General features: G+C 46.2%; 11 protein-coding genes. 9 read left to right on the forward strand and 2 right to left on the reverse strand.

The annotated features are described in order from the left end of the window. Positions 1-520 precede the first annotated feature (520 nt). Positions 521-1,783, forward strand: coding sequence for a dicarboxylate/amino acid:cation symporter (locus SHAL_RS08505; protein ID WP_012276745.1), 1,263 nt, complete (start codon positions 521-523; stop codon positions 1,781-1,783). Between the two features lie 135 nt (positions 1,784-1,918). Here SHAL_RS08505 and SHAL_RS08510 read toward each other — a convergent pair whose 3' ends face one another. Together SHAL_RS08510 and SHAL_RS08515 are read right to left on the reverse strand one after the other, a co-directional pair. After that, on the reverse strand, positions 1,919-2,695 hold the full coding sequence (locus SHAL_RS08510) for a slipin family protein (RefSeq protein ID WP_012276746.1): 777 nt from the start codon (positions 2,693-2,695) through the stop codon (positions 1,919-1,921). A gap of 18 nt (positions 2,696-2,713) precedes the next feature. After that, entirely contained in the window at positions 2,714-4,225 is a 1,512-nt protein-coding gene (locus SHAL_RS08515; RefSeq protein WP_012276747.1) for an NfeD family protein, read from the reverse strand. 586 nt (positions 4,226-4,811) lie between these two features. On the opposite strand from SHAL_RS08515, the gene SHAL_RS08520 reads away from it, so the two are divergent. The 8 genes from SHAL_RS08520 to SHAL_RS08555 all read left to right on the forward strand — a co-directional run bounded on the left by SHAL_RS08520 (position 4,812) and on the right by SHAL_RS08555 (position 13,893). Next, the gene (locus SHAL_RS08520; protein WP_012276748.1) at positions 4,812-6,173 is read left to right on the forward strand and encodes a Na(+)-translocating NADH-quinone reductase subunit A; all 1,362 of its coding nucleotides are present in this window, start codon (positions 4,812-4,814) and stop codon (positions 6,171-6,173) included. Further along, the gene (locus SHAL_RS08525; protein WP_012276749.1) at positions 6,173-7,387 is read left to right on the forward strand and encodes an NADH:ubiquinone reductase (Na(+)-transporting) subunit B; all 1,215 of its coding nucleotides are present in this window, start codon (positions 6,173-6,175) and stop codon (positions 7,385-7,387) included. The genes SHAL_RS08520 and SHAL_RS08525 overlap by 1 nt, the downstream gene beginning before the upstream one ends. A 143-nt stretch (positions 7,388-7,530) precedes the next feature. Next, positions 7,531-8,301, forward strand: coding sequence for a Na(+)-translocating NADH-quinone reductase subunit C (locus SHAL_RS08530; RefSeq protein ID WP_012276750.1), 771 nt, complete (start codon positions 7,531-7,533; stop codon positions 8,299-8,301). 3 nt (positions 8,302-8,304) lie between these two features. Beyond that, positions 8,305-8,928: an NADH:ubiquinone reductase (Na(+)-transporting) subunit D gene (locus tag SHAL_RS08535; RefSeq protein ID WP_012276751.1), complete on the forward strand. Its 624-nt coding sequence runs from the start codon at positions 8,305-8,307 to the stop codon at positions 8,926-8,928. 8 nt (positions 8,929-8,936) lie between these two features. After that, a complete protein-coding gene (nqrE, locus tag SHAL_RS08540; RefSeq protein WP_012276752.1) occupies positions 8,937-9,545 on the forward strand; it encodes an NADH:ubiquinone reductase (Na(+)-transporting) subunit E in 609 nt (202 codons plus the stop codon). 58 nt (positions 9,546-9,603) lie between these two features. Next, positions 9,604-10,821, forward strand: a complete 1,218-nt coding sequence (nqrF, locus tag SHAL_RS08545; RefSeq protein ID WP_012276753.1) for an NADH:ubiquinone reductase (Na(+)-transporting) subunit F — start codon at positions 9,604-9,606, stop codon at positions 10,819-10,821. Positions 10,822-11,582: 761 nt separating this feature from the next. After that, positions 11,583-11,891, forward strand: a complete 309-nt coding sequence (locus tag SHAL_RS08550; protein WP_012276755.1) for a hypothetical protein — start codon at positions 11,583-11,585, stop codon at positions 11,889-11,891. Positions 11,892-12,087: 196 nt separating this feature from the next. Beyond that, positions 12,088-13,893, forward strand: a complete 1,806-nt coding sequence (locus SHAL_RS08555; protein ID WP_012276756.1) for an aryl-sulfate sulfotransferase — start codon at positions 12,088-12,090, stop codon at positions 13,891-13,893. Positions 13,894-13,900: the final 7 nt, after the last annotated feature.

Here is a 13,900-nt window from a genome sequence, read left to right on the forward strand (position 1 = left end):
AATGAGGAAGAATAAAGCGACTAAGTGCATATTTAATAATAAGTACATATTTAATAATAGACAGAATTTAGCTTGCTAGCTTATGAAAGTAGCAGGAAATAGCTCTCTAGATCCTAGGGCGTTCGCAGGCTCACTGCGAGGACGCTCCGCTTCTAGGCACTAGGAAAAGCACAAGCTTGTATCGACTATGGGTTGAGTTTATTTTACCGAGCCTAGAAAGAGCAGGTGTAGTCGGTATTTTATACTGTTATGTTGTTCAGTTGTTGGGGTGGGTTAGCTATTGGTTACGTCGGCACTATTGTGTGTAACACTTGTTTTTAAAAAATGCATTTTCTATTTTTAATGGCGCATTTTTTTGAGGATTGTTCAATGTAAGTCGAATATTTCTTATTATTTGACGTAATCAATGATAACTCGTTAGTGAATCACATTAATAACCTACACTGGGTGTTATCGTACTTCAAAGAATTAAAGTGGTACTCGTACTACTTAAAAAATATAAGTCTGTGATGGAGCTAGGGTGTTGAACAAAAAGAAAAAGTTTTATAAGAATATCGGATTCCAAGTAGTTGTAGCTATGGTCCTAGGTGCGATCGTGGGTATGATGATGGGAGAAGATGCCTCTATCTTCGCTCCGCTAGGAACATTTTTTATCCATTTGATTAAAATGTTGGTGATCCCTCTAGTCGCAGTTTCAATTATTGCGGGCGCAGCAAGCTTAGGCGCTGGTCCATCGGCAGGTAAAGTCGGTATTGGCACTATCAGTTTCTTCATGGCGACCTCTGCTTTGGCTGTGACTTTAGCGCTTGTTATGGGTGAGTTCTTCCAGCCAGGTGTTGGCATGGACTTCTCACAGCATACTGCGGGTCTCGCTGCGGTAACCGCTGAGCAGGGCGCACTACCTGGTGTGGCTGATACCATTATCGGTATGATCCCAACGAACGTGTTCGAGGCGCTAACTGGCGGTAACATTCTGCAAATTTTGGTGTTCTGTATCTTCTTCGGTATCGCACTGACTAAAGTTAATCCAGAGAGTGCTAAGCCGATTACTTCTGCACTGAATACTATCGTTGAAGCCTTTATTTGGATGATTAACATCGTGATGTTGATTGCCCCGATTGGTGTGTTTGGCTTGATGGCTGACTCTGTAGGTACCTTTGGCTTCCAGTCATTGACTGTGGTGTTGAACCTATTCCTAGTTTATGTCGCAGCTATCTTAATCTATGGCTTTATCTTCTTCCCATTGATGGTGAAGTTCTTCTCTAACGTTCCGGTTGGCAAGTTCCTATCGGCGATGAAGAAGCCGCAAGCATTGGCTATGTCTACCGCTTCATCGATGGCTGCGCTGCCAGTTAACATCGAAGTGTGTGAGAAAGAGCTAGGCGTATCTAAGTCGACAGCCGCGTTTGTATTGCCTTTAGGCGCTACCATTAACATGAGTGGTAACGCGATCTACTACGGTCTAGTAGCGGTATTCTTCGCTCAGATGTTCAATGTAGAGCTAGGCCTTGCAGCTTACGTTGCAATCATATTCACCTCGACATTGGGCGCGATTGGCCAAGCGGGTGTTCCAGGTCCATCATTCCTAGTGATTGCGGTATTAGTTGCTGCTGGTATTCCAATTGAAGGCCTACCACTACTGTTCGCTCTGGACCGTGTGTTTGACATGATCAGAACAACGCTAAACATTACGGGTGATGCGGTTTGTGCTGTGGTTATCGATAAGTTTAACCCAGAAACTGAAATCCCAGTGCCAGCTGAGCAGGCTAACGCCAATAGTTAAGCCTATTTAGCTAACGTCAGTCGTTAATGCTTAGCCGTTAACTGCTAAGTTAACAATAGAAAGCCCTCTTTATAGAGGGCTTTTTCGTATTTAAAGGCTAGATAGGACGCTCGCCTTGAAAAGTCATTTTCGGCTCTACGGTTTTTTATCCTGCTGACCTAATACGCCCTTGAGTAGCTCCATGGGCAGTGGAAACAGTATGGTGGAGTTCTTCTCGCCTGCAATCTCTGTGAGGGTTTGCAAATAACGCAGTAAGATGGCGTTGGGCTCAGCCGAGAGTTTCTCGGCAGCTTCAACCAGTTTTGCCGAGGCTTCCATCTCACCCGATGCATGGATCACTTTTGCTCGACGAGTACGCTCGGCTTCGGCCTGCCTTGCAATGGCCCTAATCATGGTTTCATTCAGATCCACATGTTTTATCTCTACATTGGACACCTTAATCCCCCAGCCATCGGTACGGGTATCGAGAATGGCTTGAATGTCGGTGTTGAGCATCTCTCGGTTAGCGAGCATCTCATCGAGTTCGTGTTGACCGAGCACCGAACGCAGGGTCGTTTGTGCCAGCTGTGATGTGGCTTGCAGATAATCCTCGACGTTGATAATCGCTTTTTGAGCATCGATCACCCTAAAGTAGATCACCGCATTGACGCGCACCGAGACGTTATCGCGGCTAATGACATCCTGAGTTGGAACATCCATCACTACGGTACGCAGATCGACTCTCACCATCTGCTGTACGATGGGGATCACTATGATCAATCCCGGTCCCTTTACTCGGTAAAAACGGCCCAATAGGAAGATCACACCGCGTTCATACTCTCTTAAGATCTTAAACATGCTGACCAGCAAGCCGACAATAAGGAAGGTGAGTACGCCTATAAAGATGCTACCATTTCCGAAAATGGGTTCCATATTCGACTCCTTAGCTATTTAGCACTTCTTGGTTAGTACTTGTTGATTAGAAACTGGAGACAGTTCAACCTCCAGTGAAAGGTCATGACGCACGACGACGGTGACTTGCTGAGCCTTTTTTAGTGGTGATAGTGAGCTTGCTGCCCAGACCTCACCCTGAAGTAGCACAAAGCCTTTATATGTCGGCTGAGCATTGCCTGTTACATTAACAACATCAGTATCAGATGCATTTGTTAGCTGCATACTCGATGTAAAGTCATCAGTTACCAGCGCAAGCTGGCCAACAATTTGTCCATCACCACTGACGATGGGGGATTTTCGATTCCGCCACAATGTACCAAGCACTAGCAGGGAGCCTAAGGTTACGGTGACCGATACCGCGGCGATGAGTGGCAGAGAAAGCGCAAAATGATCGGTTTTTGTATCGAGTAAAAATAGCGATCCAACCGCAAAAGCGACAATGCCACCAATTCCAAACAGGCCAAAGCTTGGAGCAAATGACTCAATGGTTATCAGAGCAATCCCGAGTAGTAACAGACCTAATCCAGCATAGCTAATGGGCAGCATCTGAAACGCATATAAGGCAACCAGTAAGCTTATGGCACCTGTGATCCCCGCAATCCCTATTCCGGGACTATAGAACTCAAGCAAAATCCCGTAAATTCCGATCAACATTAAAATGTAAGCAACATTGGGATTGGTAACCGTAGAGATAATACGGTTACGCCAATCGGGTTTTAAATAATGCAGTTCGGCATTATCTAATGCCAATGTCAGTTGTTGATGATCTATCTCAACTTGCCAGCCTGTCAGTTCGGCGACTAGCCGCGGCGCATCGGGGCTGATGAGATTAATGACGTTCATTTCGAGCGCTTCATTCGCGGTGAGGGTGGCAGCCTCTTTGACAGCGAGTTCCGCCCATTGCTCATTCCGGCCGCGAAGCTGTGCCAGTGCACGTATATAGGCGATGGAATCGTTGAGGATTTTTTTCTCCATTGCGCTGGGCGTGGCTGGAGCGGACTTATCATCATCTTTTGGATCTTGTTTTGGCGCAGGTGTCGGGGCACTTCCTGGGCCAATACTAACCGGCGTTGCTGCGCCTAAGGTGGTGGCTTCGGCCATGGCGGCGATATGACATGCGTACAGAATATAGGTGCCGGCGCTCGCCGCTCTCGCACCGGGGGGCGCGACTAAACAGGCGATAGGGACAGAGGAATTTAAGATGCTTTGATTGATATCTCTTAGGCTAGAGACAAGGCCACCTGGGGTGTCCATCACGATAACAATGAGCTCTATTTCGCCATTTCCTAGTGCAGCGTTTACGTTTGCTCGCTCGATACCTTGGGTTAAATATTCGCTAGTCGCAGGACCAATGGCGCCTTCAAACGCGAGAACTAACACTTGAGGTCTTGCTGTGATTGCTGACTCTTGGGTGGGGGTGGCATAGCTTAAACCGCAACAAAATGTCAGTTGCAGTAAAGCTGCAATCAGGAGTTGCGATATAAAGGCGGGCAGTCTGTTTGATAGCAAAATGAGTAACCAATATTCAGGCTTACAATTAAGTTTAGTGTAGCTTTTGCTATTTAGCGTTACAGATAGCGTCCGCGTGGTTCATTCACTGTATTACCGATTGGATTGAGAGGTTTACAGCAGTTAAAAGTGAACCTTTATGAGAGTGTTTAGTGCCGAGATGAGATGACATATCTACATGTATAGCCCGTACAACTGAAAGCAAGCCACGTTAGTGTTATTTTTATTGTGTAATTTTACTAACTATTCCAATAGCTTGTCGTTAAGGATGAGGGCAGAACCCATACTGTCTACATGGGTTCTGCGTTACCTATGCCATTGTTAGTATAGGGTTTTGTGCGATTTAGGAGTGTGATGCCGCTGTTGTTATTCTGGTTGGCTATTTATTGTATTGTTTACGTATTAAAACTACATAAATTGCGCTTTAGCTGAACGATTTTGAAGTTCGGTCACGAAATGTAGGCCGCTGGCAGTTTTTTTGTTGGTAACTTACAACTTTGGCAGCAAAGTGTGAAGTTTGACTTGGAATATTAGTTAACAAACATTTATTATTGTGCATCCAAAATTTTAACGGTTGATTTTAGTGATGGCAGGTTACTCAAACCAAGTTATAACGATAAAAAAGGGCTTAGATGTGCCCATAGCCGGTGAACCTTCGCAAGTGATCCATGATGGTCCTAAGGCATCCCATGTTGCCTTGCTCGGTGAAGAATACATTGGCTTGAAACCAACAATGCTTGTAGAGGTGGGGGATCATGTTCAAAAGGGCCAAGCGCTCTTTGAAGATAAGAAAACCACCGGCGTTATTTATACCGCGCCCGCAAGTGGTAAAGTTATTGCGATTAACCGAGGTGAACGCAGACTTTTCCAATCCATCGTTATTGAATGTGATGACACTGAGGCAAAAAACTTTACAGCATGTAAAGATATTGACTCATTAAGTCGTCAAGCCGTACAAGACAAACTCGTTGAAAGTGGTTTGTGGACCGCATTACGTACTCGCCCTTTCTCCAAAGTCCCTCAATTAGACAGCCTTCCTGCTGGTATTTTTGTTAGCGCAATGGACAGCAATCCATTATCCGCCGAACCTAGACTGATTATTAGCGAACAAGAGCAAGCGTTTGCGGCAGGATTACAGGTGTTGAGTCAGCTGACTGATGCAAAGGTACACCTATGCCAAGAGCAAGGTGAGCCACTGCCAGGCCATGACCTACCCAAAGTCAGCAATCACTATTTTGCTGGCGTACACCCAGCAGGCATAGTGGGAACCCATATTCATTTCGTCTTGCCTGTCAGTCTTGAGCGTCCAGTTTGGCACCTTGGCTATCAAGACGTTATCGCCTACGGCAAACTGTTTTTAACCGGTGAGCTTTATTCCGACCGTGTTGTTGCATTGGCCGGCCCCGACGTTATCAATCCGCGTCTTATTCGTATGCAAGCAGGTGCACAGCTATCTGAAGTCATTCGAGGCGAATTAAAAGAGGGTTTCTCTCGTGTGGTATCGGGCTCACTGTTGTCGGGTCATACCGCAAAAGGGCCTCATGATTTCCTCGGCCGTTTCCATAATCAAATTAGCGTGCTGCAAGAGGATGCTAAACATCATCTATTGCCGTGGGTACGTGGCGGCTCGACTAAGTTCTCCATTACCCGCGCGGTAACATCACGCCTTAAGGGCGCTAAGCAGCTGTTCGACTTTACCACCCACACTGGCGGCTCAGCGCGTGCCATGATGGCTTTTGGTCAGCTAGATCGCGTCATGCCGCTGGATATCTTACCGACCTTGTTGGTGAGAGATCTAGTGGTACGTGATACTGATGAGGCGCAGGCGCTTGGGGCATTAGAGCTGGATGAAGAAGATTTAGCACTGTGCACATTTGTGTGCCCTGGCAAGTATGACTTTGGTAAAGAGTTACGTGCTTGTTTAGAGATTATTGAGAGGGAAGGGTAATGAGTCAGCAAGATAAAAAGCCTGATATCCAAGAGGATTATTATGCGCCGGGTAACTCGGTAAAGGGCTATTTAAGCTCACTGCTGATAGCCCATGGTCGCAGCACTCAAGGTCGGGTGCACATTCGTGATGCCATTGATGTTAAACGTACCATGACCATAGTGGGTCTATGTCTATTACCTGCGATTTTGTTTGGTATGTATAACATAGGTCTTCAAGCTCAGATTGCTGTTGCGTCGGGCTTGGCAACCGCTGATGTGTGGCAGCTTATTGCATTTAACCTGATTTTTGGCGGCATGACGGAGCAAACTGGCTTTATCGGTTTATTCTTCTATGGCCTGAGTTTCTATGCGCCTATCTACCTAACGGCACTGGTTGTCAGTCTGTTTTGGGAGGTGGTGTTTGCCAAGGTGCGCGGCCAAGAGCTGCATGAAGGTTTCTTCGTTACCGCGTTACTATTTACCTTGATTTTACCAGTATCGACACCGCTTTGGTTGGTGGCCATGGGTATTACCTTTGGCGTGATCATGGCAAAAGAAGTCTTCGGTGGCATGGGTTACAACTTCTTAAACCCAGCGCTTGCAGGTTTGGCGTTTATCTATTTCGCCTACCCATCACAAGTGACGGCAGTGAGCCAATTGGTGGCCGTTGATGGTTTCTCTGGTGCAACGACCTTGATGCAAGCCGCTGCGGGCAAGGTGAGCTTTGCTGATTACACTTGGTTCGATGCCTTTAGCGACCCTAACTGGTGGAACGCCTTCTTTGGTTTTACCCCGGGTGCGATTGGTGAGACGAGCACCTTAGCCCTTTTGGTTGGTGGCGGCTTCCTTGTGCTGACGCGTTTAGCTGACTGGCGGATCGTAGCGGGCGTAATGCTGGGTATGATCGTCACTGCGATCATGTTCAACCTTATCGGCTCAAGCAAGAATGAAATGTTTGCAATGCCGTGGACTTGGCATCTCGTCACGGGTGGTTTCGCTATCGGTATGATGTTTATGGCCACCGATCCGGTGACCACTTCATATACCACTAAAGGCAAGCTTGCTTACGGCCTATTGATTGGTTTTATGACTGTGCTTATTCGTGTGGTGAATCCAAAAATGCCTGAAGGCATCATGCTTGCCATCTTGTTTGCCAACCTATGGGCGCCTATCTTCGATTACTTGGTCGCCAAAGCCAACATCAAGCGGAGGCTTAAGCGTCATGGACTATAGAGCTAATTCGAAGCAAGGCGGCAGCGCGTCATTATTGGCAATGCCGATGATGTTAATTGCCAATATTTGGGAAACGATATTTGAATATGTCATCGGACGCCAAAGAGTGCGGATCGTCAGGTCAATACGGAGAATAAAGCGTAATGGCATTTAAGAAAGATTCTTTTATGGGCACCATGATTTTTACCGTGACCCTATGTTTACTGTGCTCATTTATGATCACTGGTACCGCAGAAGTACTTAAAGAGCGCAAGTTAGTCAAGAAGCGTGACGAGCTGATGCGAAATGTGTTACTGGCTGCAGATGTCGATCTTAGCGGTGATAAAGATTTCAGAGTGTTATTTGAAAAAGACGTTAAGCCGCTGCTGGTGTCATTGGATACTGGTGATATCGATAGCAATGCTAATGTGATGGACTTTGATCCTCGCATGGCAGCGATCAACCCTGATACTTCTAGCAAGCCAAAGAAAGACACCGCAAAAATTAAATCCCGCGCCGATCAAGTGCGTGTATTTAAGGTGTTTGACGATAACGGCAAGCTTCGCAGCATTGTGGTACCGATTTACGGTAAAGGCTTATGGTCGATGATCTACGGTTTTGTAGCGCTTAAGCCAGATCTCAATACCATCGAAAATGTGGTGATTTATGAACACGGAGAAACACCGGGCATTGGTGACTTCCTAAACGATCCAGAGTGGACCTCTCAGTGGCATAACAAACAGATCTTCGATGACAAAGGTAAAGTGGCCTTTAAAGTGGTTAAAGGCGGCGCTAAAGAGGGTGACGTTCACGGTGTTGATGCTGTGAGTGGCGCAACCCTGACAGGACGTGGACTACAGCGAACGGTGCAGTTCTGGTTTGGTCATGAAGGGTTTGAAACCTTCTTTAAAAAATTAAAAGCGTCGGAGGTATAAAGGATGAGTACTCAAACTATTTCGACTAAAGACATATTAACGGGGCCTATTTTTACGAATAACCCTGTTGCGATGCAGGTGCTCGGTGTCTGTTCGGCGCTTGCCGTGAGTAACTCGATGCAGACCGCGTTAGTGATGACGCTGGCGGTAACCTTTGTATTGGTGTTCTCAAACCTCATTATCTCAAGCATTCGCTCACTCATTCCAAACAGTGTGCGTATTATCGCCCAGATGACAGTGATAGCATCACTGGTCATCGTGGTCGATATGGTGCTGCAAGATGTTGCCTATGAGCTATCGCGTCAGCTATCGGTATTCGTTGGCTTGATCATCACCAACTGTATCATCATGGGCCGCGCCGAAGCGTTTGCCATGAAGAATCCGCCGCATTTAGCTGTTGTGGATGCTGTAGGTAATGCCATGGGTTATGGCGTAATTTTGCTGGGTGTAGCCTTCGTTCGAGAACTTTTAGGCAGTGGCACCTTGTTTGGCCATGAGATCTTAAAAACCGTAGAGAATGGCGGCTGGTATCTTGCGAACGAGATGTTTAAGTTGCCACCAAGCGCATTCTTCCTTATTGGCCTAATGATCTGGTCAATCAACGTCATTCAACGTAAGCGAGGTTAAGAGGCGATATGGAACATTATATTAATCTGTTTATTCAAGCCGCGTTTATCGACAACATGGCGCTGACATTCTTTATGGGGATGTGTACCTTCTTGGCGGTATCGAAAAAGGTTTCAACCTCTTTTGGTCTTGGTATCGCAGTTATCGTGGTGATGACCATTGCGGTGCCGATTAACCAGCTGATCTACGCCAATGTTTTAGCCCCTGGCGCGCTTGCGTGGGCGGGTTACCCTGCGCTGGATTTAAGCTATTTGCAGCTTATTACCTTTATCGGAGTGATTGCAGCCTTGGTGCAGATCTTGGAGATGTTCTTAGATAAGTACATTCCTGCGCTGTATGACTCGCTGGGTATCTTCTTGCCACTATTGACCGTGAACTGCGCGATTTTCGCCGGCGTTATCTTTATGGCGAACCGTGATTACACCTTCGCTGAGTCAACCGTATTCGCCTTAGGTTCAGGTTTTGGTTGGGCAATGGCGATTGTGATGCTAGCCGGTCTGCGTGAGCGCATGAAGTTTCATGCTATCCCTGAAGGTTTGCAGGGCATAGGCATTGTGTTTATTACGACAGGCTTGATGGCATTAGGCTTTATGGCTTTCTCCGGAATTTCTATTTAACGGTGTTTTGAGTGTTAAAACCCCTTAATGAAAACGAATTAAACAAAAGGTAGATTCGATGGAAATGGCAATTGGTATCGGTATGTTCACCTTCGTGGTGAGTATATTGGTCATGGTGATTTTATTCGCCAAGAGCAAGTTGGTCTCGACAGGTGACGTCAACATTCGTATTAATGGTGACGTAGAGAAAAGTATCTCGACACAAGCCGGAGACAAGTTACTGGGCGCACTCGCAGGAAAGAATATCTTTATCCCGTCAGCCTGTGGTGGCGGTGGTACCTGTGGTCAGTGCCGAGTGAAAGTTAAATCAGGTGGTGGTGAAATTTTAGCGACTGAGCGTGACCACATCAATAAGAAAGAAGCTAAAGAAGGTTGTCGTCTAGCCTGTCAGGTATCGGTGAAAACCGATATGGAGCTTGAGGTCGATGAGGAGATCTTCGGCGTTAAGAAGTGGCAGTGTGAAGTGATCTCGAATAATAACCAAGCGACCTTTATTAAAGAGTTACTGCTTAAGCTGCCAGAGGGCGAAGACGTGCTCTTTAAAGCGGGTGGTTATATTCAGATTGAAGCCCCTGCCCATGAAGTGAAATACGCCGATTTCGATATTCCTGCCGAGTATCGTGATGATTGGGAAAAGTATGACCTGTTTAAGCTGGTTTCAAAAGTCGATGAAGATGTGCTTCGTGCTTACTCGATGGCTAACTACCCAGACGAGAAAGGCCGCATCATGCTTAACGTGCGTATTGCTACGCCGCCGAGTGACAATGTACCGCCGGGTAAGATGTCGTCCTACATCTTTAACCTGAAAGCGGGTGATAAGGTGACGATCTCTGGCCCATTCGGTGAGTTCTTCGTTAAAGAAACTGACGCCGAAATGGTCTTTATCGGCGGTGGTGCTGGTATGGCGCCGATGCGCTCACATATCTTCAACCAGCTAAAAGGGGTTAAGACCAAGCGTAAGATGAGTTTCTGGTACGGCGCGCGCTCGACTCGTGAAGTCTTCTACCAAGATGATTTTGATGCGCTAGCGGCCGAGAACGACAACTTCGTCTGGCATGTGGCGCTATCTGATCCGCTCCCCGAAGATAATTGGACGGGTTACACCGGTTTTATCCATAACGTGCTGTTTGAGAATTATCTTAAAAATCATAAGGCACCAGAAGATTGTGAGTTCTACATGTGTGGCCCTCCAATTATGAACTCATCGGTGATTGCTCTGCTTGAAAGCCTAGGTGTCGAACCTGAAAATATCTTACTTGATGACTTCGGTGATTAGTTCTAAGGCTGAACCAATCTGAAAGGTGAAATTGAAGTAGGGCTAAAGCAATGTGTGGCCCTACATCAATGCATGAACTCATCGGTGATTGCTCTGCTTGAAAGCCTAGGTGTCGAACCTGAAAATATCTTACTTGATGACTTCGGTGATTAGTCGTTAGCTTTGATATAACTACAAACGCAGCCTCATGGCTGCGTTTTTATTTTCAGCCCTAAACCACCTACTTCAGTAGGTGGTTATCATCAATGAGGCTATGTCTGAAATAAAACAAATGAAAGTTATGGAGTTGGCTATGTTTAATGGCTTATTAGCATGCCGACTTTTTGTTGAATAGAAAGTGTCCATGGAGACTCGCTTATCGCATCCCTGCGATACACGGCTTATAAGCTCATTTAACCATATCCACGTTAGACTCAGTGACAAAGTTAAGCTTGCTAGAAGTGCAGTGCAAGCTTCTAAATCAGGGATGATTTAGCAGAGCCTATAGGGATATATTTACGGCGTCTTGCTAAAGCACGATAGGAAAGCTCCCTTCTAGGGAGTCTTATTTGCAACAGATAGCAAAGCCACCTTCTTCAGAAGGTGGATTCTTTACTTTCAGTACTTAAGATTATTATCGTTAAATTGAGGAGCAGGATATAAACGCTTTGATGGCAAGTGCTGATATGCACTGAATTGAAAAGGAGGTAAACTTTTAAGGATAAAATATCATGGTGCTAGCTGGCCTTTTCTGACTAACTTTTGACTTTGGAGTTTAATTAATGGCTATGGCGGAATTATCGATTGTTGCACTTATTGCTGTGGTTGTGGCGATGAGTTATCTGTCTATCTACCCCAAAGTTGCGGGCAGTGATATTAATCGCTTGCTTTGGTGTGATATCGCCATCTCTGCATTTGTATTAACGCTGGTGGGACTTAAATATTGGGGAACAGGCCATGAGTTTAGCTTGTTAATATTTGAAACAAATTGGTTTTGGTTCACCTTAATTATCTACCTGACTATCGAAGTGCCAGCCGCAATCTGGTATGCCAAAAAGCACAATATCACCATGGATAGTGATGCTGACTAAACTGGGAGAAACCCATTCCTCATGCGGACAAGCCTGAGTGGCGAAAGTTTCCTTATCCGTCGCCAAAATTGTGAAACCGTGATCGGTAATCCAAACTCGAAATAAACTCGCTAGATTGTTAATTACCTGACATTTTTCATTGTGTTTGCTGATTATAATCCACCTCAGTTTTTGACTCGCTGAGAATATCAATTAAATGTCTAAACCCTCTTTACTGCTACCTGCGTTAGCCTTATCTCTTAGTCTATGTAGCGTCCATGTTGCAGCGTCTATTGATGGCATGAAGCCTAAGCCTGTCGAAGGCGCCCCATTAGGGTATATTATTCATAATCCTTATGAAAATGCGCCGCTAACGGCCTTAGTGACCCTAGCCGGGCACACCATTTCAGCGGTTGAAGTCACCGTGCATGCCAATGATGAAGATGGCGTGAGCTTGACTTATCAAGTCGATGATATGCGCGTGATGGATGAGGGCGGCGTGCCCATTTTTGGTCTCTATCCAGCGTTTATGAATCAGTTTACCGTTAAGTGGACTGAGAACGGCGAGCGTAAATCTCACAATTATAAAATGCTAACGCCCGATATCGATATGGGTTTTTCAGAAAGTCAGTGGGCTAAGGCACCCTTGGTTGAAGTTGAGCATGTCGATGCTGATTTTAAAGACAGATTGTACTTTGTTAACTGGACTAACGCCGACGGTAAAGCCGCGCCGCTGATGCATAACAATGCTGATGCGCCAGGTGCATTTTCGTGGGACGGTAAACCGGGCTTCTTCATTATCGATACCGCGGGCGATATTCGCTGGTATATGAACCCCTATACCACTCATGATGCAAAAAGCTTTGACAGTGCGGGTTATGCTATGGGCATGAACGTGACTAAAGATGGCAACATGGTGTGGGTGCAAGGCCAAGGCTGGAAGAAGATGTCGATTATGGGACGGATGATCTCAGAGCATAATCTGCCGGGTAACTTTATCGATGCCTCTCACGAAGGCATCGAGGGCGCCAACGGAAACGTGTTTATTCGCGCCGCTGCCAAAGACTACCGTACTTCAGATGGCCGCTTGGTCAATACGATTCGCGATCAAATTATCGAGGTGGATAACACAGGTAAGCTGGTGGACTATTGGGATCTAAACACTATCTTAGATCCAATGCGTGACGCGGCATTACTGTCACTTGATGCGGGCGCGGTCTGTTTAAATATTAATCTTGACGATGCGGGCCATCAAACCACCGAGGAAGACTTGGCCAACGCGCCTTATGGTGATATTCACGGCGTGGCAACGGGTCGCAACTGGGCTCATGTTAACTCAATCGAGTACGATCCAAAGGACGACAGCATCATCATTAGCTCGCGCCATCAATCGGCGGTGATCAAGATTGGCCGTGATAAACAGGTTAAGTGGATCTTAAGTGCTAGCAAAGGCTGGAGCGAGAAGTTTCAAGATAAATTGCTTAAACCTATTACGCCAGATGGTGAGCCAATTTGGTGTAACGAGAAGGGCGCATGTCAGGATAAAGATTTTGACTTTAGCTGGACATCACACACCGCCTACTTAGTGCCAGAGAAAGGTACCCTAACCGTGTTTGATAACGGCGATGGTCGCGATCTCGGCCAGCCTATGTTTGCTACTGAGAAGTACTCACGTTCGGTGGAATATAAAATCGATGAGCAGAACATGACGGTGCTGCAAGTCTGGGAATACGGTAAGGATGAGCTTGGCTATGAAGGTTACTCACCCGTGACCTCTATCGTTAAATATCAAGCCGATAAAGACAGCATGATGAGCTACTTTGCCTCAGCCGGTCTATTTGGTCTAGGCGGCGGTTACGGTAACCTGAAGATGGATGACACCACAGGTAAGGTGCAATCAATTCTGGTTGAGCATCGATATGGTGAAACTGAGCCTGCTGTACGCATTAATATCGATAGCCACGATATGTTTGCCACCGGTTATCGCGCTCAGGTTATTCGCGTCAATGAGATGCTTAAGTAGTTAATAA

This window comes from Shewanella halifaxensis HAW-EB4, from assembly GCF_000019185.1.
In the GTDB taxonomy this organism is placed as follows: domain Bacteria; phylum Pseudomonadota; class Gammaproteobacteria; order Enterobacterales; family Shewanellaceae; genus Shewanella; species Shewanella halifaxensis.